22 protein-coding genes and 1 pseudogene are annotated in these 25,677 nt (G+C 75.8%); 10 read left to right on the top strand and 13 right to left on the bottom strand.

Annotated elements, in window-relative coordinates; all coding sequences use genetic code 11:
* Nucleotides 1–4: 4 nt before the first annotated feature.
* Nucleotides 5–784 (top strand): annotated as a pseudogene (locus LG943_RS15560) (CU044_5270 family protein); the annotation flags it as partial.
* A 328-nt stretch (nucleotides 785–1,112) separates the two neighbouring features.
* Here LG943_RS15560 and LG943_RS15555 read toward each other — a convergent pair.
* Nucleotides 1,113–1,508: a RidA family protein gene (locus tag LG943_RS15555; RefSeq protein WP_270073013.1), complete on the bottom strand. Its 396-nt coding sequence runs from the start codon at nucleotides 1,506–1,508 to the stop codon at nucleotides 1,113–1,115.
* A 135-nt stretch (nucleotides 1,509–1,643) separates the two neighbouring features.
* On the opposite strand from LG943_RS15555, the gene LG943_RS15550 reads away from it, so the two are divergent.
* The 3 genes from LG943_RS15550 (at nucleotide 1,644) to LG943_RS15540 (ending at nucleotide 5,059) form a co-directional block, all read left to right on the top strand.
* Nucleotides 1,644–2,618, top strand: coding sequence for a helix-turn-helix transcriptional regulator (locus tag LG943_RS15550; RefSeq protein ID WP_270073006.1), 975 nt, complete (start codon nucleotides 1,644–1,646; stop codon nucleotides 2,616–2,618).
* 329 nt (nucleotides 2,619–2,947) lie between these two features.
* Nucleotides 2,948–4,006, top strand: coding sequence for a methyltransferase (locus tag LG943_RS15545; RefSeq protein ID WP_270073005.1), 1,059 nt, complete (start codon nucleotides 2,948–2,950; stop codon nucleotides 4,004–4,006).
* A 240-nt stretch (nucleotides 4,007–4,246) separates the two neighbouring features.
* A complete protein-coding gene (locus LG943_RS15540; RefSeq protein ID WP_333486374.1) occupies nucleotides 4,247–5,059 on the top strand; it encodes a DUF6875 domain-containing protein in 813 nt (270 codons plus the stop codon).
* A gap of 19 nt (nucleotides 5,060–5,078) precedes the next feature.
* On the opposite strand, the gene LG943_RS15535 is transcribed toward LG943_RS15540, so the two are convergent.
* The 3 genes from LG943_RS15535 to LG943_RS15525 form a co-directional block, all read right to left on the bottom strand.
* Complete coding sequence (locus LG943_RS15535) at nucleotides 5,079–6,077, bottom strand: MerR family transcriptional regulator (protein WP_270073003.1); 999 nt, start codon at nucleotides 6,075–6,077, stop codon at nucleotides 5,079–5,081.
* A gap of 3 nt (nucleotides 6,078–6,080) precedes the next feature.
* Nucleotides 6,081–6,764: a HEAT repeat domain-containing protein gene (locus tag LG943_RS15530; protein WP_270073002.1), complete on the bottom strand. Its 684-nt coding sequence runs from the start codon at nucleotides 6,762–6,764 to the stop codon at nucleotides 6,081–6,083.
* Between the two features lie 123 nt (nucleotides 6,765–6,887).
* On the bottom strand, nucleotides 6,888–8,339 hold the full coding sequence (locus tag LG943_RS15525; protein WP_270073001.1) for a hypothetical protein: 1,452 nt from the start codon (nucleotides 8,337–8,339) through the stop codon (nucleotides 6,888–6,890).
* A 194-nt stretch (nucleotides 8,340–8,533) separates the two neighbouring features.
* Between LG943_RS15525 and LG943_RS15520 the strand changes: the two genes are divergently transcribed.
* The 4 genes from LG943_RS15520 (at nucleotide 8,534) to LG943_RS15505 (ending at nucleotide 13,628) form a co-directional block, all read left to right on the top strand.
* Nucleotides 8,534–9,859: an MFS transporter gene (locus LG943_RS15520; protein WP_270073000.1), complete on the top strand. Its 1,326-nt coding sequence runs from the start codon at nucleotides 8,534–8,536 to the stop codon at nucleotides 9,857–9,859.
* A gap of 121 nt (nucleotides 9,860–9,980) precedes the next feature.
* Nucleotides 9,981–10,760: a MerR family transcriptional regulator gene (locus LG943_RS15515; RefSeq protein ID WP_270072999.1), complete on the top strand. Its 780-nt coding sequence runs from the start codon at nucleotides 9,981–9,983 to the stop codon at nucleotides 10,758–10,760.
* A gap of 136 nt (nucleotides 10,761–10,896) precedes the next feature.
* On the top strand, nucleotides 10,897–11,355 hold the full coding sequence (locus LG943_RS15510; RefSeq protein WP_270072998.1) for a hypothetical protein: 459 nt from the start codon (nucleotides 10,897–10,899) through the stop codon (nucleotides 11,353–11,355).
* Nucleotides 11,352–13,628, top strand: coding sequence for an NACHT domain-containing protein (locus tag LG943_RS15505; protein ID WP_270072997.1), 2,277 nt, complete (start codon nucleotides 11,352–11,354; stop codon nucleotides 13,626–13,628). Before LG943_RS15510 ends, LG943_RS15505 begins: the two co-directional genes overlap by 4 nt.
* A 67-nt stretch (nucleotides 13,629–13,695) precedes the next feature.
* Here the strand turns inward: LG943_RS15505 and LG943_RS15500 are convergent, their stop codons facing one another.
* Nucleotides 13,696–14,541, bottom strand: a complete 846-nt coding sequence (locus LG943_RS15500; RefSeq protein WP_270072996.1) for a helix-turn-helix transcriptional regulator — start codon at nucleotides 14,539–14,541, stop codon at nucleotides 13,696–13,698.
* A gap of 102 nt (nucleotides 14,542–14,643) precedes the next feature.
* Here LG943_RS15500 and LG943_RS15495 point away from each other — a divergent pair, with 102 nt between their 5' ends.
* On the top strand, nucleotides 14,644–15,402 hold the full coding sequence (locus LG943_RS15495; protein ID WP_270072995.1) for an SDR family oxidoreductase: 759 nt from the start codon (nucleotides 14,644–14,646) through the stop codon (nucleotides 15,400–15,402).
* A gap of 39 nt (nucleotides 15,403–15,441) precedes the next feature.
* A complete protein-coding gene (locus LG943_RS15490; RefSeq protein ID WP_270072994.1) occupies nucleotides 15,442–15,648 on the top strand; it encodes a tautomerase family protein in 207 nt (68 codons plus the stop codon).
* 97 nt (nucleotides 15,649–15,745) lie between these two features.
* Here LG943_RS15490 and LG943_RS15485 read toward each other — a convergent pair whose 3' ends face one another.
* The 8 genes from LG943_RS15485 to LG943_RS15450 form a co-directional block, all read right to left on the bottom strand.
* A complete protein-coding gene (locus LG943_RS15485; protein ID WP_270072993.1) occupies nucleotides 15,746–16,765 on the bottom strand; it encodes a BtrH N-terminal domain-containing protein in 1,020 nt (339 codons plus the stop codon).
* Nucleotides 16,762–17,586, bottom strand: a complete 825-nt coding sequence (locus LG943_RS15480; protein ID WP_270072992.1) for a MerR family transcriptional regulator — start codon at nucleotides 17,584–17,586, stop codon at nucleotides 16,762–16,764. The genes LG943_RS15485 and LG943_RS15480 overlap by 4 nt, the downstream gene beginning before the upstream one ends.
* Before the next feature lie 139 nt (nucleotides 17,587–17,725).
* Complete coding sequence (locus LG943_RS15475) at nucleotides 17,726–19,186, bottom strand: amino acid permease (protein WP_270072991.1); 1,461 nt, start codon at nucleotides 19,184–19,186, stop codon at nucleotides 17,726–17,728.
* A 181-nt stretch (nucleotides 19,187–19,367) separates the two neighbouring features.
* Nucleotides 19,368–20,333 carry an NAD-dependent epimerase/dehydratase family protein gene (locus tag LG943_RS15470; RefSeq protein WP_270072990.1) on the bottom strand — a complete coding sequence of 322 codons (966 nt, stop codon included), beginning with the start codon at nucleotides 20,331–20,333 and terminating at the stop codon, nucleotides 19,368–19,370.
* Between the two features lie 147 nt (nucleotides 20,334–20,480).
* The gene (locus LG943_RS15465) at nucleotides 20,481–21,371 is read right to left on the bottom strand and encodes a CPBP family intramembrane glutamic endopeptidase (protein WP_270072989.1); all 891 of its coding nucleotides are present in this window, start codon (nucleotides 21,369–21,371) and stop codon (nucleotides 20,481–20,483) included.
* Between the two features lie 190 nt (nucleotides 21,372–21,561).
* Nucleotides 21,562–24,072: an MMPL family transporter gene (locus LG943_RS15460; RefSeq protein WP_270072988.1), complete on the bottom strand. Its 2,511-nt coding sequence runs from the start codon at nucleotides 24,070–24,072 to the stop codon at nucleotides 21,562–21,564.
* A 57-nt stretch (nucleotides 24,073–24,129) separates the two neighbouring features.
* On the bottom strand, nucleotides 24,130–24,804 hold the full coding sequence (locus LG943_RS15455; RefSeq protein WP_270072987.1) for a TetR/AcrR family transcriptional regulator: 675 nt from the start codon (nucleotides 24,802–24,804) through the stop codon (nucleotides 24,130–24,132).
* 114 nt (nucleotides 24,805–24,918) lie between these two features.
* Nucleotides 24,919–25,653 carry a DUF4429 domain-containing protein gene (locus LG943_RS15450; RefSeq protein ID WP_270072986.1) on the bottom strand — a complete coding sequence of 245 codons (735 nt, stop codon included), beginning with the start codon at nucleotides 25,651–25,653 and terminating at the stop codon, nucleotides 24,919–24,921.
* Nucleotides 25,654–25,677 lie beyond the last annotated feature (24 nt).

Here is a 25,677-nt window from a genome sequence, read left to right as displayed (position 1 = left end):
CGCCCTGGCCGCCGCCGAGACCGCGCCGCCGCGCGCCCACCGGCCCGCCCGCCGCGGCCGGTGGCTGCTGGCGGCCGCCGCCGGCGCCGCCGCGGTCGTGGCCGCCGCCGGCGTGGTGGCCGTCAACGCCGCGCCGCCCGCCTACGCCGGCCCCCCGCCCCCGCCGCTGGCGGTGGCCCCCGCCGAACTCCACGACGCCCGGGACGAACTGCTGGCGCTGGCCGAGACGGCCGAGGACCGCCCGGCCGCGCGCGGCGCGGGCGCGGACGTGGCCTACGTGCACACCTCGGAGTGGACTTTGACCGCCTCGCAGAACGCCGACACCGACGAGGCCGGCTGGGGCGTGCTGCCCGTGGACCGCCGGGTCTGGCGCTCCCTGGAGGACTCCGGCTACGCGGTTGAGCAGCCCCAGCCGCCCGAGCACCTCTCCGGCGACCCCGACCCCCTCACCCAGCTCTTCAGCGAGGGCCCCACCGAGGAGGAGTGGGGCGACGGCGAGGGCGGCAACGGCATGTTTCTCACCTGGAAGCCCGACACCCTGCCCACCGACCCCGACGAGCTGGCCGCCCGCCTGTCCACCGTGCACGGCGTGGACAGCGGCAGCAGCGCCCAGCTCTTCGCCGGGATCCAGACCCTCTACACCGAGATGCCGGTCGAGCCGGAGGTCCAGGCGGGCATCCTGCGGGCGCTGGCCGACCGCGACGACGTGCGCTTCGCCGGCACGGCCACCGACCGCGAAGGCCGCGAGGGGCTCCTCTTCCTGACCGAGGACCGGGAGTCCGCCGAGGGCGAGGTGCTCCAGCGCCGCCTGATGTTCGACCCCGAGACGGCGGCGCCGCTGTACCACGAGACCGTGGTGGTGCGCAGCGAGTACGCGACCCCGGCCGACCTGCCGCTGGTGAACAACTACACCGCCCTGGTGGAGACCGCCTGGGTGGAGGAGGTCCGCGCGGCCCCCTCCCCGCGGGCCCCCCCGCCCCCCCCCCCGCGGGGCCGCCCCGGGGGGGCCGCGGCGCGCCCGCCGGCCCGGCCGCCTCCGGGAGCGGCCCGGGCGCAGCCCGCGCCGAGGGGGTCGGCGCGGGCGGCGGGCGGTGCGTGCGGCGCGGTGCGCCTCAGGCCACGGCGGTACCCTCCAACTCCACCATCAGGGTGGGCAGCGCCAGCCGCGACACCCCCAGCATCGTGGTGGCCGGCGCCGCCTTGGCCGCCCCCAGCCGCGCCGCCAGCACCCCGTAGTGCTGGAAGAGCAGGTCGACGTCGGTGGTGTAGACGTTCAGCCGGACCAGGTCGCCCAGGGACATGCCGGCCTCGCCCAGCACCGCCTCCAGGTTGGCCAGGCTCGCCTCCACCTGCGCCGCCATGTCGCCGGGGTGCAGGGGCTCGCCGGCGCCGTTCATCGCGGCCTGGCCGGAGCAGTACAGGGTCCGGGTGCCCCCGGACACCAGCTCACCCTGGTTGTAGCCCATCTCCACCGACCACGGCCACGGGTTGACCGCCGTGCGTTCCATCGCCATATCAGCTCCGTTCGGATCACCGAGTACAGGGACGCCGGCGGCGCGGATGCCGCGCCGCCGACGCCGTGGTGGAGAGCCTGCCAACGAATCACGACATCTCGTGTCGTGTATTCCGTTAGGGTTGCGCACATGCGCGCCGACCGGTTGGTCTCACTGGTCCTGCTGCTGCGCCGCCACGGCCGGCTGTCCGCCGCCGCGCTCGCGCGCGAACTGGAGGTCTCCACCCGCACCGTGCTGCGCGACATCGAGGCGCTGTCGGCGGCCGGTGTCCCGGTCTACTCCGAACGCGGCCGCCACGGCGGCTTCGCACTGCTGCCCGGGTTCCAGACGGAGCTGACCGGGCTCAACCACGACGAGGCGCTCGCCCTGCTGGTCGCCGGGTCCCGGCGCGGCGCGCAGGCGTTCGGATTGGGCTCGGCGCTGGCCTCGGCCATGCGCAAGGTGGTCGACGCGCTGCCCGAAGCCGACCGGGCCACTGCCGCCGAGGCGGCCCGGCGGCTGCTCGTCGACCCCGAGACCGACCTCCTCGCGCGCCGGCTCACCGCCGAGGAGGTGCCCGAGGCCGTGGTGGCCGAGGTCCGGGGCGCGGTGTTCGCCGGCCGCCGGCTGCGCATCCGCTACGCGGCGCCCGACCGGTCCCCCCGGTGGCGCACGGTGGACCCGATCGGCCTGGTGACGGCGGGCGGCCAGGGCTACCTGCTGGCCACGCGGTCCGGCGAGGACCGCACCTACCGGCTGTCCCGCATCCTGGCCGCCGAGGCCCTCGCCGAACCCGCGCAGCGGCCCGACCGGGTGGACCTGGACCGGGTGTGGCGGCAGCGCGGCACCCGGTTCCGCACCGGCGGCGCCCAGGTGACCGTGCGGGTGCGGGTGGACCCCCGGCGGCGGGCGGAGTTGACGGCCACCGCTCTGGCCGTGCGCGCCGAGGAGACCGAGGCGGACGGCCGACTGCGGCTTGAGGTGGCCTTCCAGGACGCCCGGCACGCCGAATGGGCCGTGTGGCAGGTCGCCGCCGACGCGGAGGTCCTGGCCCCGCCGTGGCTGCGGACGGCCCTGCACACACGCGCCGCCGCGATAGCGGCCCGCCATGCCCCGCCGCCGTGAGGCCGTGCCGCCGCCGTCTTTACGAAGTAGATTCGTTTGTCCGCGTTTGTCCGCCCGCCGGCGTGAACCAAGGGCCGCCGCCACCGCGCCCGGTGCGGCGGCTGGTTTGCGCCCGACCGAAGGGCCTTACGCGGCCGGGGCGATACCGGGCGCCGGATGCGCCGAGCGCCCCGGCTTGCCCCGTTGCGCACCGGGCCGGCGGCGCCGGGTCGGTGCGGCGGGGTTGGCGCCGCGGGCGCCGCGGAAACGATGTAGGCGGTACCGCCCCCACCGGTCGGGCCGGCGCACCGGCCGCGACCGCTCCCTCAGGCCAAGGAGGCACCCCACCGATGGCGCCCACACAGCACACCACCTCCGCCGACCTCGGCCGGCTGGTGCCGGTGCTCTTCGGCCACGCGGCGTTCCAGCAGCTCAACGCCGGCTGCCAACTCGGCCTGTTCGAACTGCTCGACGCCGAGGGGCCGCTGCCGGCGGCGCGCGTATGCGAGCGCCTGGGCCTGCCGGAGCGCTCCGGCGACATCCTCCTGCTGGGCACCACCGCGCTGGGGCTGACGGCGCTGGGCGAGGACGGCTACCGCAACGGCCCGCCGGTGGCCGCCGCCTTCGGCGCGGGCCTGTGGCCGGTGCTGCGCGACATCGTGGAGTTCCAGGACCGCATCGCCTACCTGCCGGCCGCCGACTACGCGGAGTCCCTGCGCACCGGCACCAACGCCGGCATCCGCCGCTTCCCCGGCACCACCGCCGACCTGTACTCGCGGCTGGCCGGGGTGCCGGGCCTGGAGGACCTGTTCTACCGGTGCATGCACTCCTGGTCGCGGCTGTCCAACCCCGTGCTGGTCGAGCGCACCGACCTGTCGGGGGTGCGCCGGCTGCTGGACGTGGGCGGCGGCGACGCGGTCAACGCGGTGGCCCTCGCCCGGGCGCACCCGGACCTGCGGATCACCGTCATGGACCGCGAGGGCGCCCTGGAGGCCGCCCGGCGGACCATCGGCCGGGCCGGGCTGGCCGACCGGATCGACACGTGCGCGGCCGACATCTTCTCGGGCGCCTACCCCGACGGGCACGACTGCGTGCTGTTCGCCCACCAACTGGTGATCTGGTCGCCCGAGCAGAACGCGGCGCTGCTGCGCGCGGCGCACCGGGCGCTGCCGCCCGGCGGGCTGGTGCTGGTCTTCAACGCCTTCGCCGACGACGACCGCTCCGGTCCGCTCTACGCGGCGCTGGACAACGTCTACTTCACGACCCTGCCCTTCCGCGACTCCACCCTCTACCGGTGGGAGCAGTGCGAGGGCTGGCTGCGCGAGGCCGGGTTCACCGACGTGCGCCGCACCGCCGGCGCGGGGTGGACGCCGCACGGCGTGGTCAGCGGCCGCCGCCCGGTGGGCTGAGGCCGCCCGCGCCGCTCCCCTGCCCCGCCCCCGTCCGCCGCTCCCGCTCTCCCGCGCCCGTCCGCCGCCGCCCGACCGGAGCGCCGGGCTGGGCGGCGGGGTCCGGCGCGGTGTCCGGCCGGCGCCGGGCGAATGCGCAGAAATACGAAACCGGGTGGCCTGATTTCGGGGAATTCGACCAATGAATACCGGCACCCGCCCGCAAATGGGTAAACTGACCTCAGTGATTATGCGAATCTTATGTGTGTACTGATATACCGTCGCGCCCCACACGCGGCGGATGTCACTCCACCACTACGGGGGGAACCGCATATGGTCCAGCATGGGGAAAAACCGTGCGCCTTCCAGGGGGAAGACCGGTCCGAAAACACCTTTTCCCCACCCGAGGAAATCCCGCCGGTACCGCGCCAGGCGGACCGCAGCCCTGAATTCGACTGTCCGGCGACCGCCCCCGCCGACCAGATCACCACCGCCCTGGACTGGATGAAATCCTTTCTCACCACACCCCACCCCGACATCGGCAGAAAAGGAGCCGTCTGCCCCTTCGTCGAACCCGCCATGCGCGGCCGCACCCTCCACATCCAGCACCGCCGCCTGCCGCCCGACGCCGCCCCCGCCCACATCAGCGCGCTCGTGGAGGACATGGTCCACACCTTCGCCACCGCCCGGTGGAACCACCCCAACAAGACCCTCCACGCCCTGGTCACCGTCATCGACGGCCTCCCACCCCACCGCACCACCGTCCTGGACGACGCCCACCCCCTCATCAAACCCTCCCTCGTCCGCCGCCGCCTCATGCTCGGACAGTTCCACCCGACCTGCCCCGAGACCGCCGCCCGCAACCCCGACTTCCCCGTCTCCCAGTCCCCCGTCCCCCTCCTGGCCCTGCGCCACATGGCCTTCCACGACATCCTCTTCCTCCACCACGACCCCGCCTACTTCACCGCCTACGCCCAGACCTACGGCCACCGCTACCGCCGCAGCACCATCCCCGACCCCCACTTCACCGACCTCTACACCCGCGCCTGCCGCACCTGGGACATCACCCCGTAGCCGGCCGACGCGCCCGGCCTCAGCGGGTCTCGCGCAGCCGGCGCAGGTAGGCGGCGGTCAGCGCGACGGCGCGGTCGGCGTCCTTCGCCAGCTCGGCGAGCGCGGCGGAGGCCCTGGCCCCCGGGATGTCCGCCAGCGCCTGGGTCAGCCGCAGCCGCGCGGGCGCTTGGGCGGCGCCGGCGCGGATGCGGCCCACGACCTGCGCGGCGATCCGGTCGGCCGACTCGGGGTCGCTCGCCAGCGCGCTGAGGGCGTCGGCCGCGTCGGTGTCGTTCCTGCCCTCCACCACCATGGCGACGAGCACGGGCACCGCCGCCGCCTCCCCGCGCGCGCCCAGCGCCAGGGCGGCCTGCCCCCGCACCGCGGCGTCGGGGCTCTCCAGGGCGGCGCGCAGGTGGGCCGCGGCCTGGTCACCGGACATCTCGGCCAGGGACCGCACGGCCCGTTCGCGCACCGCCGCCGCCGGGGAGTCCAGGCCAGCCGCCAGCGCCGCCGCGGCGCCCTCGCCCGACCGCGCCAGCGCCCACCGCAGGGCGCCGGCGACGTTGGGGTCGGCCTCGCTGAGGACCGCCTCGACCAGCGCCTCCACCGGGACCTCCTCGGCCGCGGCGAGGGCCGCGCGCTGGCGGGTGCCGGGGCTGGTCGACCGCAGCGCCTGGAGGCGGGCCACGACCTGGAGGACGTCGGTCCAGTCGGCGGGCTGGGCGGCGCCGATGCGGCGCAGCCGGGTGAGCAGGTCGGTCTCGGCCGCGATCCGCTCGCGGGTCTGGTGGATGAGGTCGTCCACGAGCGCGGCCGGCGCGAAGGCCGGGTCGTCGAGGGCGCGCCCGATCTCCCGCAGCGACAGGCCCAGCGACCGCAGGCTCTCGATGTGGAAGATCCGCCGGATGTCCTCGCCGGAGTACTCCCGGTAGCCCGAGCCCGTGCGGGCCGAGGGCCGCACCAGGCCCAGCGCCTCGTAGTGCCGCAGCATCCGGGCGCTGACCCCCGAGCGCCGCGCGACCTCGCCGATCAGCACGTCCTATCCCTCCTCCTGCGCCTTCTGGTCCGGGACGCCGAGGGTCGCCACGCGCTTGGCCTCCTCGACCGCCGACTCGAACGCGGCGTCGGGGTCGCGCAGCAGCCGCTCGGTGGCCAGCGCGTGGGCGCGCACGCCGGGGTCGGCGTGGGCCGCGGCGGACGCCAGCACCGGCACCACGGCGTCCTCCTCCAGCGCGACCAGCGCCCGGCTCAGGCTGAGCTGCGTCTCCCGCCCGCCGCGCCCGAACTGGGTGGCCAGCACGGCGGCCAGTCCGGCGTGCTCGCCGTCGGGCACGAGCACCACCGCCGCCCGCCAGGCGCTGCGCGCCACGTCGTCGTCGGGGTCGGTCAGCAGCGCCCGGGTGATCGCCGGCCACGCCTGCCGGTCGCCGATCTTGGACAGCGTGTGCAGCGCCTGGCTGCGCGCCCGCGCCCGCCGCGAGCGGAGTTCGCCGAGCAGCGGGGGCAGCGTCTCCGCGACCGGGTGGCGGGTCAGCGCCCAGGTCAGCATGTCGCGGACGAAGAACTCGGGCTCGACCGCGCAGCGCTCGACCAGGGTGGCGACGTAGCGGGGGTCGGGCGCGGTGCCCACCGCCAGGGCCGCCCGCAGCCGCACGGACGAGCGGCCGTCCGCCAGTCCCCGCAGCGCGCCTCGCACGTCGGTGTCCTTGCTCGCCATGGTCATCGGGACCACCTCCTCGACACGCAGTCAACGCCTTGCCACCGTGTCAAGGTCAACACGTCCGAGGTGCGGGTTTTTGGAGGTGCCCGCTGGGGGCCGCCGGCGGCGGCCTACGCGCCGCCCGGCCTACCCCCGCCGGGCGGCCCCGCGGCCGGCGCGCTGCTGCGGCGGTGGGGCGCCGGCGCCCCGGGCCGCGGGGGGTGCGGCCACGGGGAAGCGCGCCTTCAGCGCCTGCTCGATCCCGTGGGGGGTGTCGGGGCCGGCGCCGGCCCGCCGGGTGCGGGCCGGTCCCGGGCGGCCGCGGCCGATGTCCAGGTATCGGGGCATGAGCAGCAGGTGGTTGGCCATCGGCCGGCCCTTGGCGGGCTCCCAGACGTAGTCGGTCTGAGTGCCCGTGGGCCAGCGCAGGTAGTGGCGGTTGCCGTAGTCGCGCACGGCGGTGTCCTGGCGGGTCCAGATCCTGGCGGTGCTGCCGCCGTCGAGGAAGCAGCCCCAGGTGAACCCGAACCTGGCCGCGACGTAGGCGCGGGCCTCCTCGGGGGTGGCGCCCACCAGGTCCGCGGAGCCGGGGCGGGCGTCGAACAGGGTGACGTGGATCCGGCCGTCCGCGCCCCCGTGGAGGAGCATGCGCGCCGCCCGGACCTCCGCGAAGGGCGGGTTGTCCCCCAGGGAGGGGTCGGCGTTGATGGGGTGGCCGGCGAGGTCGGGGTGGTGCAGCGAGGGGCCGGCCGAGACCGCGTGGTCGGGCAGGCGGCCGGCCGGCCACGGCCCGACCTGGAGGACCCGCAGGGTGTCGCCGGTACCGCGCACCAGCGCGCGGGGGCACCGGATGACCACGTCGTGGGGGAACAGGGGCAGCCCGCCGCCGGCGCGGGCGGCGGAGGAGCGGAAGACCCCGCCCTCCGCGGCGTCGAAGCCGACGTCGACCACGTCGGGGTCGCCGGTCGGCGGGGTGTGCTTGGAGGACTCGCGGACCGCGCGGGAGCGGTTGCGGGCGTTGTCGACCTCGATGGAGATGTTGCCGTTGCCGTAGACCTCGGCCCCGGCCCCGGTGCCCGCACCGGTGTCAACGCCGCCGCCGCGCCCCGCGCCCGCGCCGCCGCGCCGGCTGCCCCGCCACGGCAGGACGGTGCCGTTGACCTCCAGCAGCCCGGCGGCCGGCACGTGCTCCACCGAGAGGTCGCCGCCGCGGCACACCACCGCCTCCCGGTCCGCCACCGGCAGGCTCAGCGCCCGCCCGTCGCGGACGACCAGGTTGAGGCTGGTGTGGCGGGGCAGCACGGGGGTGCGGTCGGCCAGTGCGAAGAACGAGCCGCTGGTGGTGGCCACCGCCCTGCGGTCGGTGTGGGAGACGTGGGCCGGCTGCTCGTGCACCCGGATGCCCGCGGAGACCAGGTCGCGGCTCCAGGCGATGTCGTAGACGTTGGTGAAGCCGCCGTCGGGGAAGTGGTGCGCCCGCTGGGTGAGCACCGCGCCGTCGGCGACGGCGCTGTCGTGGCTGACGACCGGGCGGTCCAGTACGGCGCCCAGGTAGGCGGTGGCCTCCTCGACGGAGGAGAAGGAGATGTCGTGCGCCATGGCGGCCTCCTGTCCGGACCCGCGCCCACGCGCCCGCGCGTGCCGCCCGGCCCGCGTCGGCCCCGGGCGTCCGCTGCCCCAAGGGTAGTCCGTGCGCGCGGCGGGCTTCCGGCGGCGCCGGCGGGGGCACGCTGACGGGTGCGTCCCGGCGGCGCCCCAGCGCCGCCCGCCCCCAAAGCACGACGGAGACCACCGTGACCGACGAACCGCCGCACGTCGCCGCCGTGTCGCGCGAGGACCGCAGGGTCCTGGCCGGCACGCTCGCCGGAACCACGATCGAGTGGTACGACTTCTTCATCTACGCGCAGGCCGCGGGGCTGGTGTTCGCGCCGCACTTCCTGGCCCCGCTGAACGAGCGCGCGCCGGGCCTGGCGACCATCGCCTCGCTGGCCACGATCGGCATCAGCTTCCTGTTCCGCCCGCTGGGCGCGGTCCTGGCGGGCCGGTTCGGCGACCGGCTGGGCCGCAAGCGCATGCTCGTGCTGACCCTGCTGCTGATGGGGGCGGCGACCACGCTGATCGGCCTGCTGCCGACCTACGGCCAGATCGGGGTGGCCGCGCCCGTCGCCCTGGTGCTGCTGCGCGTCCTCCAGGGGTTCTCCGCGGGCGGGGAGTGGGGCGGGGCCGCCCTCCTCGCCGTGGAGCACGCGCCGCGCGGCAGGCGCGGCCTGTTCGGCGCCTTCCCCCAGATCGGCGTGCCCGTGGGGCTGGTCCTGGCCACCGGGGTGCTGTGGGCGACGAGCGCGGCCACCACCCCGGCGCAGTTCGCGGCGTGGGGGTGGCGGGTGCCGTTCCTGCTGTCGGTGACGCTGATCGTGGTGGGCTACCTGGTGCGGCGGTCGGTGGAGGAGAGCCCGGTGTTCGAGGAGCTGCGGCGGCGCACCCGGACCTCCTCGGCGCCGCTGCGCGACCTGTTCCGCACCGGTACCCGCGAGGTCGTGCTCGCGGCGCTGGTGTTCATGGCCAACAACGCGGCGGGCTACCTGCTCATCGCCTACTTCATCGGCTACGGCACCGGCCCGCTGGGGCTGCCCCGGAGTGCCGTCCTGCTCGCCACGGTGGCGGGGGCGCTGGGCTGGCTGGTCTTCACCCTCTACGGCGGGGTGCTGGCCGACCGGATCGGCCGCGTCCGCACCTTCCAGATCGGCTACGCGGCGGTGCTGGTGTGGATGCTTCCGCTGTTCGCGCTGATGGAGACCCGCGACATACGGCTCTTCACCGCGGCGGTGCTGGTGCTGAGCGTGGGGCTGGGCCTGTCCTACGGCCCGATGTCGGCGCTGTACGCCGAGATGTTCCCGCCGGAGGTGCGGTACTCGGGCGCGGCGATCGGCTACGCCCTGGGCGCCATCCTGGGCGGGGCGTTCGCCCCCATGATCGCCGAGTCGCTGGTGCAGGCCACCGGCAGCGCCTACTCCGTCGGCGCTTACATCATGGTGCTCTGCGCGGTGTCGCTGGCCGCCGTCTCGGCGGTCCGGGAGACCCGGGGCGCCGACCTGGGGGCCGGCCGCCCGCCCGCCTGAGAGGGTGCGCCCGGCTCCCGCCCCGGGGGCCGGGCGCACCCGGGGTGATCCCGCCGCGCGGGCGGGGTGCACACTGAAGCGCGCGGGCGCCCCAAGCGCCCGCTGAGCGGAGAGGTGCGCGATGACCACCGGCGGTGTCACGATCGGGCAGGCGGCGGCGTTCGCCGGGGTGACGGTCAAGACCGTGCGGCACTACCACCGGCTGGGGCTGGTGGCCGAGCCCGAGCGGGATACCTCGGGCTACCGGCGCTACCGGTCGGACGACCTGCTCCGGCTGGTCCGGGTGCGGACCCTGGCCGAGGCCGGCGTGCCGCTGGCCGAGATCGGCGACCTGCTCGACGCCGACGCCGAGCGGTTCGCCGAAGCCGTCGGCGACGTCCACCGCAGGCTCACCGAGCGCATCGACGAGTTGACCGCGCGCCGCGACGCCCTCGACCGGCTGGCCCACGGCGACCGGGGCCTGCTGCCCGAGCAAGCGTGCGCGCTGCTGGACCGGGTCGCCGAACTCGGCTTCCGAGCCGACTACGTGGAGACCCAGCGCGAGGGCCTGGTGCTGGCCCGCGTGCTGGTGCCCGATCTGTTCGACAGCCTGGTGGACCGGCTGGAGCGGCGGCTGGCCGACCCCGAGTACGTCGAGTTGACCAAGCTCGGCTGGGAGGCCGGCTCCTGGGACGCCGACGATCCCCGGCTGGAGGGGCTGGCGGCCGCGCTGGCCGACCGGCTGCTGGCCGACCGCGCGCTGCTGGCACCGCCCGACGGGTTCGGCCGGCGCACCGACACCGGCTCCCGGTACGAGATGGTCAACGCCCACGGGACCGAGCAGGCGCCGGCGGTCGTCCGGTTGAACGCGCTGATCGAGGCGCGGCTGCGCTCGGCCGGCATCGACGTCCCGCGCCACTGAGGCCGGCGGGCGCCCGCGCCCCGGTGCCCGGCCCCCTCCGCCGCCCCGGAACCGCCCGTACGCGGCGGGTTCCGGCGCCGGGCCCCACCCGCTACGTTGGAGCGGCCCGTCAGCGCTGCCCCGTGGAGGAGTGGTCGTGTCCGATCCCATGAACACCGTGGAAGTCGAGTTGGCCCGGGCGATCGTCCAGACCCTGGTGGGCGGGCTCGCGGAGCTGGTGCGCAAGGTCCCCGCCCTGTTCCGGCGCGGCGGGGAGCGCGAGGAGCAGGCGGCTCAGGCGGAGCTGGAGCGGTCGGCGGCGGCGCTGGAGGCGGCCGAGGGCGCCGACCGGGAGCGGGAGGAGGTCCGGCAGGAGGCCGTGTGGGAGACCCTGCTGCGCCGGCTGCCCGACGACGACCCCGACACCCGCGCCGCGCTGGCGGCGCTGCTGGAGGAACTGCGGGCGGGCCTGGCCGGGGCCGCGCCGGGCGGGGAGGGCGGGCAGGTGGTCTCGGGCGGCGAGGCCGGCACCGTGCAGCAGGTCCGGGCCGGCCGCGACGCCTACACCGCGGGGGGTGACCAGCACTTCGGCTCCGGACCGGACCGGCGCCCGTGAGCGATCCCGTCCCCCCGCCGCAGTACGTCTCGGCGGGCCGCGACGCCTACACGGCAGGGCGCGACCAGCACTTCCACCTGACACTGGCGCCCCCGGTGCGCTGGCTCGCGGTGCTGCTGGCGGTCCTGCTGGCCGCCGGAACCGGGCTGACCGCCGTGATCGTGGTCCACCTGGGCTCCTCGGCCGCCGTTCAGTCGCTGGTGGGGGTCCTGGCGTTCCTGGCGGCCGTGGCGGTGGGCGTGGTGGCGGCCGTGGTCATGTGGTCCCGGCGGCGCCCCTCCCGGCGGCTGGGCCGCCGGCACCTGGCCGGGCTCAAGGCCGACCTCGCCCGGCGGGTCCGCGACGAGTGGGCGCGCGAGTGGCGCACACGCGTGCGGTTCCCGCTGCTGGAGGTGGAGTGGGCCGCCGCCGGTCCGGCGGCGGAGGCACCGGGCGGCGACCCGCCGCAGACGGGCACGACCGCCGACGTGCTCGCCGCCTTCACGCGGCTGCCGCCCGAGGAGCGGCGGCTGATCGTGACCGGCGCGGGGGGCTCGGGCAAGACCGTGCTGGCGCTGCGGCTGACCCTCGACATGATCGACGCGGTCACCGACTGGGGCGGCCCCGCGCCGGTGCCGGTCTACGCCCCGGCGGCGCTGTGGGACCCCGCCGCCCAGGACCTGCGCGGGTGGCTGGTCGACCGCGTCGCCCAGGACCACACCGGGTTCGACGCCGTCGTCGTGGACGAGGAGGACGGCCGGGCCAAGTCGGTCGCGGGCCTGCTCTTCGACCACGGCGCGCTCCTGCCCGTGCTGGACGGCCTGGACGAGATGGGCCCCCGGCACCTGGCCGCCGAGGCGCTGGCCAGCCTGGGCCGCCCCTTCGTGCTGACCAGCCGCCCCGCCGAGTTCGACGACGCGGCCGCCTGGCTGCGCGGCCAGGGGCTGGACTTCGGTCCGGCCCTGGTGGTGGGCCTGCGGCCGCTGACCGACACCGACGCGGTGGTCGACTACGTCAGCGCGGGCTCCCCGCCGCGCCACGCCGAGGGCTGGGCGCAGGTCCGGCGGCAACTGCGCGCGGCGCCGCGCGGGCCGCTGGCCCGCGCGCTGGCGACCCCGCTGATGGCGGCCCTGGCCCGGACCGTGCACGGGGCCGCCGACCGGGGGCCCGGGCCGCTCCTGGACGCGCCCGACCCGGAGTCCTACCTGCTGGGCGCGTTCCTCGCCGGGGTCTACGACGACGGGCTGCGCTCGGCGGACCGGGAGCGCCACGAACGCGACCGGCCCCGCCACCGGGGTGACGCGCCGCTCCGCTGGCTGGGGTTCCTGGCGTCGGGCACCCGGCGCACCGGGCGCCACACCGTGGCGTGGTGGGAGTTGCGCGGCCTGACCGCGCCCGTCCTGCCGGAGGCGGTGCTGGGGGCGGCGGCGGGCGCGGCGGCGGCTCCGCTGCTCGCCGCGCTGGCGGAGCGCGGCCTGGGCCTGGTGGCCGGCCCGTGCCTGGGGCTGCTGTTCGGCGCCGCGTTCGACCTCGCCTACGCCGGCGTGCGCGGCGCGCGCTCCGCCGACCGCTCGGTCGGCGGCTTCCGGACCCGGCTGGACCCGCCGACGATCGCGCGCTGGCTGGGCACCGGGGCGCTCGTGGTCGCGGCGGCGCTGGCCGCCGGGGCAGCGCTGCTGGGGGCCGGGGCGGCGGCCGGCTGGTGGCACCCGTTCGCGGTCGCGGTGCCGCGCGCGGCCACCGCCGTGCTGGGGCTGCTGCTCGCCGTCGTGGTCGCGTGCACCGCCGGGCTGGTGATCGGCCTGGTGGCGGGGGTGGCGCTGAGCCGGCCGGCGGTGGAGCGCAAGGTCGCCACCGTCCGCGCGGCCACCCCGGCGGGCACGCTGGCGCGGGACCGCACCGCGAGCCTGGCGCTGATGGCCATGTTCGGCGTGGCGGTGGGGTTCGCGGCGGGCGCGGGGGCGGCGGTGGCCTTCGGCGGGGACCTCGCCCTGGGGGCGTGGGCGGCGGCGACCGCGCTGGTGCCGGGCGGTGTGGCGGCGGCCATGATGTTCACCGCGTGGACGCCCTATGTGCCCGTCCGGCTGTGGCTGGCGGCGGGCGGCCGGCTGCCGCTGCGGCTCACCGCGTTCCTCGCCGACGCGCGCCGGTGGGAGGTGCTGCGCCAGTTCGGCGCGCACTACCGGTTCCGGCACGAGGCGCTCCAGCGCCACCTCGCCGACCGCTACGAGGCCGGGCGGCGCCCCGGCCGCCGGGCGCGGCGCCGCGAGGGGCGGCGGGAGGACCGGGGGTAGGCCGGCGCCGGCGGGCCGCCGCGCCCGGCGGGGGCCGGTCCGCGCCCGGTTGGCGCCGCCGGCGCGGTCAGCGCCCGGCCGCGAAGTCCGCGCCGCCCAGCACCGCCAGCAGGCGGATCCTGTCCTCGGCCGCGCTGCCGGGTGCGGGGGTCAGGACGAGCAGGGCCTGGGACTGGTCCTCGGTGAACAGCGCCTGGCAGTCCACGTCGATCCGGCCGACCTCGGGGTGCACCAGGGTCTTGTGGTCCTCGAAGCGCACCCCGACCTCGTGGCGGTCCCAGACGCGGCGGAACTCCGGCGACTTCGCCCGCAGCACCCGGACCAGTTCGGCCGCGCGCGAGTGCTCGCCCTGGGCGCCGTAGGCGGCGCGCAGGCCGGCGACCATGCTGCGGGCCTGCCGGGCGTGGTCCTCGGGCGGGTACACCGCGCGGGAGGCGGGGTCGGTGAACCAGCGGTAGACGTCGCTGCGCGCCCAGCCGGTGAGGTGCGACCGGTCGCCGAAGACGGCGGTCGCCAGCCGGTTGGCCACCAGCACCTCGCTCAGCGAGGACAGGATCAGCGCCGGGCTGTCCTCCAGCCGGTCCAGGACCCGCAGCAGGGCCGGGGCGACGTGGGTGTCGTCGGGCGTGCGCCGGGGCACGTTGTGGCCCGCCAGCCGGTACAGGTAGTCGCGCTCGTCGGCGGTCAGCCGCAGGGTGCGGGCCAGCGCCGCCAGCATCTGCTCGGAGGGCTGGGGGCCGCGCTGCTGCTCCAGCCGCACGTAGTAGTCGGTGGACATCCCGGTCAGCCCGGCGACCTCCTCGCGCCGCAGCCCGGGGGTGCGGCGGCGCGGTCCGGGCACCAGGCCCACGTCGGAGGGGCGCAGCCCCTCGCGGCGGCGGCGCAGGAAGTCGGCGAGTGCGGCGCGGTTCACGCCTCCCATGGTGGCCCACCCGCCCCGGCCCAGCCAGGGACCGGCGGTCCTACGATCGGCGGGTCTCTCCCGCCGCCGGGCCGGGGCGCGCAGGGTGGGGGCATGGACATCACCGGAAACACCGTCTTCATCCCGGGCGCCACCTCGGGCATCGGCCTGGCGCTGGCCCTGCGCCTCCAGGCCAAAGGCAACACGGTGGTCATCGGGGGGCGGCGCACCGAGCTGCTGGAGAAGCTGGCCGCCGAGCACGGTCTGGACACCGTGCGGGTGGACACCGCCGACCCGGAGTCGATCACCGCCGCCGTGCGGGAGGTCCTGGACCGCCACCCCGACCTCAACGTGCTCGTCGCCATGGCCGGGATCATGCGCGTGGAGGACTGGCGCACGGCCGGCTTCCTGGCCGACGCCGAGGAGGTCGTCACCACCAACCTGCTCGGCCCGATCCGGCTCATCGCCGCGCTGGTGGAGCACCTGGCGGCGCGGCCCCGCGCCGCGATCGTCACGGTCTCCTCGGGCCTGGCGCACGCCCCGCTGCGCGTCACGCCTTCCTACAACGCCACCAAGGCCGCCATCCACATGCTCAGCGAGTCCCTGCGCCTCCAGCTCGCCGACACCGGGGTTCAGGTGGTCGAACTGGTCCCGCCGTCGGTCCGCACGCAACTGCTGCCCGGCCAGGAGACCTCGGACTTCGCCATGCCGCTCGACGCGTTCGCCGACGAGGTCATGGAGCTGCTGGAGGCCGACCCCGACGCCCGCGAGATCCTCGTCGAGCGGGTGAGGTTCCTCCGCCACGGCGAGGCGCGCGGCGACTACGACCAGGTCGTCGCCGCGCTCAACGCCGCAGACCCGCACGCCCGCTGACCGCCGCCGATCACCTCGCCACGACAGGAAGGACCCACCATGCCGTTCGCCAACATCAAGGTGCCCGCCGACACGCTCACCCCCGAGTCCAAGAAGCGGCTCCAGGACGCCGTCACCGAGGCGTTCGTCGGCGTGTACGGGGAGCGCGCCCGGCCGACCACGCTGGTGGTCCTGGAGGAGGTCGCCGACGGCGGGTGGAGCCTGGGCGGCACCGTGCTCACCGCCGAGATGCTCGGCCGCAGCTAGCGGCCAGGCCGGCGGCGGGCCGGGCCGGCCGCGCCGCTCCCGCCGCACCTGTCCCAACCCCGCCCCTGCCCCGGCGGGCGGCGGCCCCGCCCCCGCTTCAGGGGCGCGGGGCCGCCGGCGGGGCGCCGCCGGCTGCCAGGCCGGCCAGTTCCGCCATGGCCGCGCGCTCGGTGCGCGCGATGCCGCTCAGCAGGGCGCCCGCCCGGTCGAGGGCGCCCTGCTCACCCGTCTCGCCGGCCTCGGCGACCAGGGCCGCGACCCGGCTCCATGCCTCCGCCGCCTCGGTGTACAGCTCGTGGCCGGCGCGCAGGCGGGGGTCGTCCAGCAGCCCGGCGCACTCGCCGAGGAAGTCGCGGTAGAGGTTGCGGAACAGGGCGCCGCCGGTGCCGGCCCGCTCCATCAGCAGGGCCGCCTGGGGCAGGTCCCGCCGCGGGTCGGCGGCGCGCCGCAGCCAGCCGGGCACCAGCCGGGCGGCCTTCTCGATGCCGCGGTGGCCGATGTTGGCGATGGGCGGGTCGAGGAAGGCGCGGGCGCACGCGGTGATCGCGGGGACGATCCGCTCGCGCGGGTCGGGCGCCTCGGGCGGGGCGGTGATGGTGAAGGACCGGTGCCGGGCGGTCATCGGTCCGCGCGCGGCCCGCGCGGCGGCCAGGCTCGCCAGGCCGGTGGTGACCGCGCCGCCCTGCTGGTCGGTGTCCACGAGGAAGGCGCGGGTGTCGTCGTAGCCGTACATGGCCACCACGTGGCCGCCGAAGTGCACCCGGGTCGTGAAGTAGTCCAGGTGGTAGCTGTCGAGTTGGAGCCCGACGGGCCGGCCGGCGTCGAGCGCGGCCGCCACGTTGTCCCACGCCCGGCGCGGCGAGGCGGTCTCGCGGACGTCCAGGCGCAGCCCGAGCCGGTCGGCCAGGTTCGCGGTGAGCACGAAGGGCTTGACCCGGCCGGCGAGGAACGGGACGTCCATGGCGCGGGTGTCCCAGTACAGGAAGGACAGTCCCGAGCCGAGGCCGAACAGCATGGGCTCGGACAGGTCGATCCCCTGGTGGCGCAGCAGCACCCCCAGCGCGGTCGTCTCGCAGTGGGCCATGCCCCGGGGCTCGATCGCCACCGTGGTGGTCATACCGTCGCCTCCTCGACGCCGAGGACCAGCCGGACCGCCGGTTCTCCCGGCCTTCCCGGCTCCGCCTCTCTTGGCCCGGCGGGGTGGGCCTCGCACACGGGCGGGCGCGGGGTCAGCCCCCGCTCGTGGACGGCGGCGAAGAGGGCGTTGTAGGCCAGGGGGAGTTCGGCGTAGGACCCCACGTGGGTGGTGTGGAGCACGGGTCCGCCGGGCAGGTCGACGGACTCCAGGCCGGGCGGCGCCTGGCCCGGGGGCGCGCACACCCCGACGGCGATCTCCATCGGGTCGGCCAGGTCGAGCGGGTACAGCGCCCACAGCGGGTGCTCCCCGGCGCTATCGGTGCCGCCGGTGCCGCCGAGCGCCGCCGCCAACCGGCCCGCGCACGTCCCGAACGCCGCGCCGATCCCGGCGGGGGCGCACCGCGCCCGCACCGCCACCAGCCGCCGGTCCGGCTCCGTGCCCGCCGCCACCTCGTAGGCGGGCAGGCCGTCCTCAGCCAGCCGCTCCAGCACGGCCAGGCGGGCTTGGTCCCGGGTGATCCGCTCGGCCAGCCGGTCGCGCTGCGCGCGCAGGATCCGCGTCCGGGGCCCGGGGTCGGCGGCCAGCGCCTGGGCGATCACGGCCAGCGGGAGGTCCACGTCGCGCAGGAGGGCGATGGTCAGGGCGTCGCGGGCCTGGTCCGGTGCGTAGTAGCGGTAGCCGGTGTCGGGGTCCACCCGGACCGGGGCCAGCAGCCCCAGGTCGTCGTAGTGGCGCAACTGCTTGACGCTGAGCCGGCACAGGCGGGCGAAGCGCCCGATGGTGAGGAGGTCGTCGTGCACGCCCCCCATGGTGGACCCTCCCACGGTGGGAGGGTCCACCGCCGCGCCCGTCGGTCGGCCGGTGAGGGAGGGCTGGGGGTACACGGGAGGGCCGGGGCGCCGCGCGCCCCGGCCCTCCCGCGCGTGCCGCGCCCGGCGGCTACCGGTCCGCGGCGGCGTCGGCCGGCGGCGGAGCGGTGTTGAGGTTGGACTTGCGGTAGGAGTAGGCGAAGTAGATCACCAGCCCGATGAACAGCCACAGCAGGAACCGCAGCCAGGTCTGCACGTCGAGGAAGGAGATCAGCCAGATGGAGAACACCACGCCGACCAGCGGCACCACGGGCATGCCCGGCGTCTTGAACGTGCGGGGCAGGTCCGGGCGGCGGTAGCGGAGCACGATCACGGCGATGCACACCACCACGAACGCCGACAGGATGCCGATGTTGGTGAGCGCGGCCGCCTCGCCGATCGGCAGCAGGCCCGCCAGCACGGCCGAGACCACGCCGGCGATCCAGGTCACGCGGACGGGGACGTGGTGCTTGGGGTCGGTCTTGGCGAACCACTTGGGCAGCAGGCCGTCGCGGCTCATCGCCCACCACACCCGCGTCGCGCCGAGCATGAACGTGAACATCACGGTCAGGATCGAGATCACCGCGCCGATGGCGATGAGGTTGGCCAGCCAGCCCAGGCCGTTGGCCTCGAACGCCACGGCGAACCCGGCCGTGGGGTCGATGTCGGTGTAGGACTGCATGCCGGTCAGCACCAGGCAGGCCAGCACGTAGAGCACCATCGAGATGACCAGCGACAGGATGATCGCCTTGGGCATGTGGCGCTGGGCGTCCTTGGACTCCTCGGCGGCGGTGCTCATCGCGTCGTAGCCGAAGACCGCGAAGAACACCACCGCGGCCCCGGCCATCACCCCGCCGGCGCCGTAGGGCAGGAACGGCGAGTAGTTGGCGGTGTCGACGTAGAACACGCCGACGAAGATGATCACCAGGACGATGGCGACCTTGAGGCCGACGAAGAACGTCTCGAAGCGCGCCGCGTTCTTCACGCCGCGCGTCAGCAGGAACGCGATGAACAGGCACAGCAGCACCGCGAACAGGTTGATGCGATAGGAGCCGTCGGGGACGCCCTCGGGCTCGGTGCCGGGCGCGCCCATCATCCACAGCGGCAGTTCCATGCCGATGGACGACAGGAAGAAGTTGAAGTAGCCGGAGATGCCGATGGCGACCACCGCCACGATCGCGATGTACTCCAGCAGCAGGTCCCAGCCGATGAACCAGCCCACGATCTCGCCGAGCACGGCGTAGCCGTAGGTGTAGGCCGACCCGGCGCGCGGGATGAGGCCGGCGAACTCCGCGTAGGAGAACGCGGCCGCCGCGCTCGCGATGCCCGCGACAAGGAAGGAGAAGAGGACACCGGGGCCGGCCGTGCCGTTGGCGACCTCCCCGGCCAGGGAGAACACGCCGGCGCCGATGATGGCGCCGACGCCGATCGCGGTCAACTGCCACAGGCCCAGGGAGCGCTGGAGCCCGCCGCCGCCCGCTTCCTCGATGTGGTCGATCGGTTTGCGGCGGAACACCCCTCGTGCGGGGCCCGCCTTACCGGTGGATGCCATGGTCGCGTCCAGTTCTGCTCGTGACAGTGAAACGCCGAGCACCGTCCCCGTGTCGTCGGGCGCAAGGCTGGACGAACCGTATTACGCGCGGCCGCCGGAAGGGGACAACGGTTACGACACTGGGCACGGCCCGTTGTCCGATCGAGAGAAACGATCACCGGCCCGGCCGGCGCGCCCGCCCTCACGCCGGCCGGGTCGTCTTTCCGGCGGTGGCGCCGGTGCCGGCGCCGAGCGCGCGGACGGTCGCGCGCACGACCTCATCCCACGGCGTCGCCTCGATTCCGAGCACCTCGGTGGTCTCGGCGGCGTCCAGCACGTAGGGGCGGTCCCACTGGTACAGCAGGTCGCCGACCTCGCGCAGGAGCGGGGCCACGGGGAAGGCGAGCCGGACCAGCGGGCGCGGGACCCGCACCACGCGCGGGGGCCGCGCCCCTGCCTCGTGTGCCAGGTCGGCGGCCGTCTGGCGCAGGGTCCGCGCCGGCGGCGAGGGGACGTGCCAGGCCCGGCCCCAGGCGCGCTCGTCCGACGCGGCGGCGGCGAGCGTGCGGGCGACGTCGGGGACGTAGGTGACGGTGTGCGGCACGTCGGGGTCGCCGAGCACGACGGCCGGGCGGCCGCGCACCGCCGGGGCGGCGAAGAGCAGGGGGAGGCTGTTCATCGGCGCCACGGCGCCGACGTAGTCGGAGGCGCGGACCTCGGTGGCCCGCACCGCGCCCGCCTCGTGGCGGGCCAGGGCCTCCCGCCACATCCGGGCGCGCAGCCGCCCCTTGCGGTCGGTGGCGGCCAGGGGCAGGTCGGGGGTCATCGGGCCGTCGACGGGGCCGTAGCCGTAGAGGTTGCCGGCGACGGCCAGCACCGCGCCGGTGTCCTCGGCGGCGCGCAGCAGGGCCGCCGCCAGCGGCGGCCAGTCCCGCGCCCACCGGGTGTAGGGGCCGGGGTTGGCGCAGTTGTAGAGGGCGGCGGCGCCGCGCGCGTGCTCGGTGAGCACCGCCGCGTCGGAGGCGTCGGCCCGCACCCGGGTCACCCCGGCCCGCTCGGGGCCGCCGCCGGAGCGGGTGAGGACCCGCACCTCCTCACCGGAGTCGGCGAGCAGGTGCGCGAGCGCGGTGCCGACCGGTCCGGCACCGACGATGACGTGGAGGGGCATGGCCGCCCTTTCGGATGAACGCGGGAGTGGCGGGTGAGGGGGTGGTGTGGGAGGGGTGGGGAGGGAGTGGCGGGTGCGGGGGTACGCGGGTGATCAGTCTTCCACCCTCGGCTGCGCGCGCGGGCGCGCGGAGGCGGGGGCCGGATGTCAGAGCATGCCCAGCAGGACGGGGGCCGCGTTCACCGCGCCGTGCACGACCAGCAGCGGCCACATCATCCGGTACCGGCTCCACAGGTAGCCCAGGAACAGCCCCTGCACCCCCTGGTTGGCGAAGGCCGAGGCCAGGTCGGTCGGCAGGTGGCCGGTGCCCTGGATGGCGACGTGCCAGGAGGCCCAGAGCAGCGAGGACAGCAGGATGGCGGGCCAGGGGCCCAGCAGGCGCTCCCACCGGGTTTGCAGCCAGCGCCGGTAGAAGACCTCTTCGAGCAGGCTGTTGACCGCGAACACGACGACCACGGTGACCAGCAGGGTGACGGCGTCGACCTGGTCGGCGTAGCCGCTGGGCGGCACGGCCAGCGGCCCGGTGTAGGTGAGGGCGAGCCAGGCGGCCACCGGCACCAGCGGCCCGTAGCGGCGCCACGCCCCGGTCCGTTCGCGCGCCGGCCGGGGCACCTCGGGAGCGGGGCGCGTCAGCCGGAACAGCACCAGCGGCACGGCCAGCAGCAGCACGAGTTTGAGGACGGTGTGCGCGGGCTCGCCGCCGCCCAGGAGGTACAGCGCCACCGCGAACAGCACGGCCGCGGCCGTCAGCACGCCCGCCTGGACCCGCGGCCCCCGCTCCCCCACGGACCCGATCGCCGCCGGTACCGCATCGAGTCGGGGCGGCACCAGCCGCACCAGGAGCAGGCCGACGAGGGCGGGGACCCAGCGGTGCCACACGGGAACCGTGCCGTTGTGGTCGGCCGTGTAGCGGATCTCGGTTGCCCCGCTCACCACCAGCCACGCGACGGAGGCCCCCAGCAGGAGCAGCCCGGCGCCCAGCACGGCGAGGGAGGCCGCCCGGCGGCCCGGGGAGCGGTGGTCTGTCGTCTTCGGCACGGCCGCACCCTAGTGGCTCGGCCGGAAACGCCGACAGGTCCGACTTCCCTATGACCGATTGTGGTCCGGGCGGGCGGTCACCGGCCCGCAGGACCGATGGCTGCGGCAGGCGGCGAGGCGCCGACGGCGGTGCCCGGGGCGGCCTGCGGCCGTCCCGGGCACTAGGTGCGGGTGTGGGTGCGGGTGCGCGTCAGCTCCGCTCGGAGGGCACCCGGTCCGCCCCGCCGCGGTCGGCCTCGGCCGTGGGCGCGGTCTGGGCCGGCTCCGGGTGCTGGTGGCGGGACTCCAGGGCGGCGCCCTCCACGTCGATGTCGGGCAGCAGCCGGTCCAGCCAGCGGGGCAGCCACCACGCGGCGTCGCCGGCGAGGTGCATCAGCGCGGGCACCAGCACCATGCGCACCACGAACGCGTCGATGAGCACGCCGAAGGCCAGCGCGAAACCGATCGAGCTGATCATGACGGTCTCGGAGAACACGAACCCGCCGAACACCGAGATCATGATGACCGCCGCCGCCGTCACCACCGCGCGACCCGCGCGGAAGCCCTGCACCACCGCCGTGCGGGCGTTGGCGCCGTGGACGTAGGCCTCGCGCATGCCCGTGCCGATGAACAGCATGTAGTCCATCGCCAGGCCGAACAGGATCCCCACCAGCAGCGTGGGCAGGAAGTTCAGCACCGGGCCGGTGTTCTCGATTCCGATGAGGCCGCCCAGCCACCCCCACTGGTAGACGGCCACCACACCGCCCAGCGCGGCGAAGAAGGACAGGATGAACCCGAGCGTGGCCACCACCGGCACGAAGACCGACCGGAACACCAGCAGCAGGATCACCAGCGACAGCCCCACGACCACCGCGAGGTAGGTGGGCAGCGCCGCGCTCAGCGTCTCGGAGATGTCGATGTTGCCGCTGGCCACGCCCGCGACCCCCAGCGGCCCGGTGCCCTCGATCGGCTCCAGGTCGCGCAGGGAGTGCACCAGGTCCTCGGTGGAGGCGCTGGCCGGGCCGCCGACGGGCACGACATGGAAGAGGGCCGTGGTGTGGTCGTCGGAGACGCCGATCGGCGCCACCGCCGCCACGTCGTCGAAGGAGTAGATCTCCTCGGCGATCTCGGCCTGCTCGCGCTGGGCGTTGCGCTCGGCGGCCTCCTCGGTCGGCCCGCCGGTGAGGCGGGCGGCGGCCAGGAGCGTGCCGTTCTGCCCGGCGCCGAAGTTCTCCGCCACGGCGGTGTGGGCCTGGTACTGGGTGGAGTGGGTGGGCTCCGACGACCCGTCGGGCATGCCCAGCCGCAGGTCCAGCGCGGGCAGGGCGATGATGACCAGGGCGGTCACGGCGGCGGCGGCCTGGGCCAGCGCCCGTCCGGTGGGCATCGGGCGCGGCGGCGCCGCGGCCTCCTCCCGCGCCGCGTCGCCGGGGGCGCGCTCGGCCAGGCGGGCGCGCTCGCGGCGGGCCAGGATGCGGGGGCCCAGCAGCGACAGCAGCGCCGGGACCAGGGTGATCGCCACGAGCACGGCGACGGCCAGCGCGAGCGCGCCGATGCTGCCCATGAGCCCCAGGAAGCCGATGCCCATCAGGTTGAGGCCGAGCAGCGCGATGAGCACGGTCGTGCCCGCGAAGACCACGGCGTTGCCGGCGGTGCCGGTGGCCAGGCCGATGGACTCGGCGACCGCCACGCCCTGCTTGAGCTGGCGGCGGTGCCGGTTGACGATGAACAGCGCGTAGTCGATGCCGATGGCCAGCCCCAGCATCAGGCCGAGGATCGGCGTCACCGACGCCATCTCCACCACGCCCGACAGCGACATCGCGGTCAGGGTGGCGATCCCGACGCCGACCAGGGCCGTGACGATCGGCAGGCCGGCGCCCACCAGGGTGCCGAGCATGACCACCAGCACCACGCCGGCCACGATCACGCCGATGATCTCGGCGGCGCTGACCAGGGTGGGCATGGTCCGGGCGAGGTCGCTGTTGAAGTCGACCTCCGTGCCGGGCACGGGGTTGTCGGCGAAGGCCGCCATCACGGCCTCGCGGGTCTCCTGCGAGACCTCCATCTGGTCCTCGGTGAAGGAGACGTTGACCAGCGCGGTGTCGCCGTCCTCGGAGACCGTGCGGATCTCGGCGGCCATCTCCATCATGGCCTCGCCCTGCTCCAGTTGGCGGTACTCCGACTCCAGGGTCTCGCGGCCCTCGTCGATCTCGGCCTGCTCGGCGTCGAACTGCGCCTGGGCCTGGTCGAGCATCCCGGCGGCCTCTGCCTGCTCGCGGGCCTGGTCCAGCTCCTCCTGGCCGGACTCCAGCTCCTCCATCGCCGCGTCCAGCTCCTCGCGGCCGTCGGCCAGCTCCTGCTCCTGGTCGGCGCGTTCGCGCTCGGTGGCGAAGGGGTCCACGGCGTCGGCGACACCGGGGAGGTCGGCGGCGTCCTCGGCGCGCTGGGCGATGGCCTCCCGCTGCGCCTCGGTGAAGTCCGAGCCGTCCTCGGTCTGGTAGACGACGATGCCCGCGCCGCCGCCCATCCCGGAGAACTTCTCCGACAGCAGCCGGTTCACCTCGTCGGTGGGGGTGCCGGGGATGGAGAAGCTGTCCTCCAGTTCGCCCGCGTAGAGGACGTAGGCGGTGCCGGCCGCCGCCAGGAGCGCCAGCCAGACCGCGATGACACCGCGGGCACGGCGCGCGCACGCGCGCCCGAGTCGGTACAGAAGTTCAGCCATGGAGTTCGCCAATGAGGTAGGTGAGGTGGGAGGTAGGCGGGGGTGCGCGCGGCGCGCTTAGGGGGAGGCGGGGCCGGCCGAGCCGTACCCGTCGCGGTTGAGGGCGATCATGCGGTCCAGCAGTTCGACCCAGACCCGGCGGGACTCCGCGCTGTCGACGCCGCCGGTGATCCGCTCCCAGTGCTGGACGGTGACCGCGCCGCCGCTGATGATCGCGCCGCACATGAGGTCGACCACGAGCGGGTCGGCGCCGGGGTGGCGGCGCATCATCATCGCGGCCAGGCGGGCGCCGACGTCGTTGATCGCCCGCTCGTACAGCGCCGCGCGGCTGGGCGGGGCGGGTTCGTGGCCCTCCGGGCCGACCAACTGCCTGAGCCGGGTGATGGGGGCGACCAGGTCGGTCCGGCGGATCGCCGCGGCCAGGCCGTCGAACATGCCGTGGGGGCCTTCGGCGGGCACCGCGGCGAGGTTGGCCTCGATGCCGTCGACGATCGCGTCCAGCATCGTGCCGAACGCCTCCAGGACGATGTCGTCCAGGGACTTGAAGTGGTTGAACACGGTGCGGCGCGAGACGTCGGCCCGCTCGGCGAGCTGGTCGACGGTGAAGCCGGTGTCGCCGCGCTCGGTCATCAGCGCCGAGGCGGCGTCGACGATGGCGCGGCGGTGCCGCGACTTCAGCGCCTCGCGCCGGTCGGGCGCGGGCGAGCGAGGGGACAACCGGGGCTGGTGCACGCCACCACGGTACGGAGGTCACTGCACTCAGTGCAACGACGCACTGAGTGCAGCGTGTCACACCCCGGCGGCCGGGTCACACCCCGGCGGCCGGGTCACACCCCGGCGGCCGGGTCACGTCAGCTCCGGCCGGGGCCCCGCCCACACGTGGGCGGTGATCGCGGCGGCCATCAACAGGGCGTGGGCGTCCTCCTTGCCGGCGTTGCTGAGCAGGCAGGCCAGGTCGTGCTTGGGCCGGGTGACCCGCGTCCGGGCGGCCTTGGTCGTGAGGAGGCGCAGGTGGCCGTAGTCCCAGCCGTCGGAGGGCACCCATTCGGCGCCGGTGATGTGGGCCAGCGCGATCTCGCGGCGGTGGGCCTTGCGCTTGCGCGACGCCGCCGCCCAGCCGGTCCACAGCAGCCGCACGGCGGACCGGTCGAGGGTGGCCGCGCCCTCCGCCGTCTGGATGTGGAAGGGCAGCGGCGGCACCAGCCGCGTCGCCAGGTCCGGCGGGAGGGCGGCCGTTTCGGCGGCCTGCCCGGCGGCGAAGCGGATCTGGTCGGCCAGGTACTCGGCGACCAGCTCGGTGCTCGCCGGGCCGACCAGCCGGAAGGGCTGCGCCTTCTCCGCCAGCATCGCCCCCGCCGCCGCGTAGGGGTCCGTCCGCTCGCGCAGGCGCAGGTGCAGCGCCCAGCGCCGCTTGCGGCCGCTGAACAGGTCGAAGTCGACCGCGGCGACGGCGGCCACGGGCACCTCGCACCGGCCCAGGGCCTGGAGCACCGGGTTCGCGAACCGGCCGGCGCGGTAGCGGATGGCGACGGTCTCGCCGTCGAAGCGCCAGGTGGCGCGGTCACCGTTCAGGTCGTCCATCGGTCGTCCATCACCGGTCCTTCG

It is taken from the genome of Streptomonospora mangrovi, from assembly GCF_027604915.1.
GTDB classification, from domain to species: Bacteria; Actinomycetota; Actinomycetes; order Streptosporangiales; family Streptosporangiaceae; genus Streptomonospora; species Streptomonospora mangrovi.
Note: the sequence above shows the minus strand (reverse complement) of the source record. Positions and strands in the feature narration are given on the sequence as shown.

Coding starts and splice junctions, on each gene's coding strand:
- LG943_RS15555 (WP_270073013.1), bottom strand. CDS start 1,508: ATGGAACGCACGGCGGTCAACCCGTGGCCGTGGTCGGTGGAGATGGGC.
- LG943_RS15550 (WP_270073006.1), top strand. CDS start 1,644: ATGCGCGCCGACCGGTTGGTCTCACTGGTCCTGCTGCTGCGCCGCCAC.
- LG943_RS15545 (WP_270073005.1), top strand. CDS start 2,948: ATGGCGCCCACACAGCACACCACCTCCGCCGACCTCGGCCGGCTGGTG.
- LG943_RS15540 (WP_333486374.1), top strand. CDS start 4,247: ATGTGTGTACTGATATACCGTCGCGCCCCACACGCGGCGGATGTCACT.
- LG943_RS15530 (WP_270073002.1), bottom strand. CDS start 6,764: ATGACCATGGCGAGCAAGGACACCGACGTGCGAGGCGCGCTGCGGGGA.
- LG943_RS15525 (WP_270073001.1), bottom strand. CDS start 8,339: ATGGCGCACGACATCTCCTTCTCCTCCGTCGAGGAGGCCACCGCCTAC.
- LG943_RS15515 (WP_270072999.1), top strand. CDS start 9,981: ATGACCACCGGCGGTGTCACGATCGGGCAGGCGGCGGCGTTCGCCGGG.
- LG943_RS15495 (WP_270072995.1), top strand. CDS start 14,644: ATGGACATCACCGGAAACACCGTCTTCATCCCGGGCGCCACCTCGGGC.
- LG943_RS15490 (WP_270072994.1), top strand. CDS start 15,442: ATGCCGTTCGCCAACATCAAGGTGCCCGCCGACACGCTCACCCCCGAG.
- LG943_RS15485 (WP_270072993.1), bottom strand. CDS start 16,765: ATGACCACCACGGTGGCGATCGAGCCCCGGGGCATGGCCCACTGCGAG.
- LG943_RS15475 (WP_270072991.1), bottom strand. CDS start 19,186: ATGGCATCCACCGGTAAGGCGGGCCCCGCACGAGGGGTGTTCCGCCGC.
- LG943_RS15470 (WP_270072990.1), bottom strand. CDS start 20,333: ATGCCCCTCCACGTCATCGTCGGTGCCGGACCGGTCGGCACCGCGCTC.
- LG943_RS15460 (WP_270072988.1), bottom strand. CDS start 24,072: ATGGCTGAACTTCTGTACCGACTCGGGCGCGCGTGCGCGCGCCGTGCC.
- LG943_RS15450 (WP_270072986.1), bottom strand. CDS start 25,653: ATGGACGACCTGAACGGTGACCGCGCCACCTGGCGCTTCGACGGCGAG.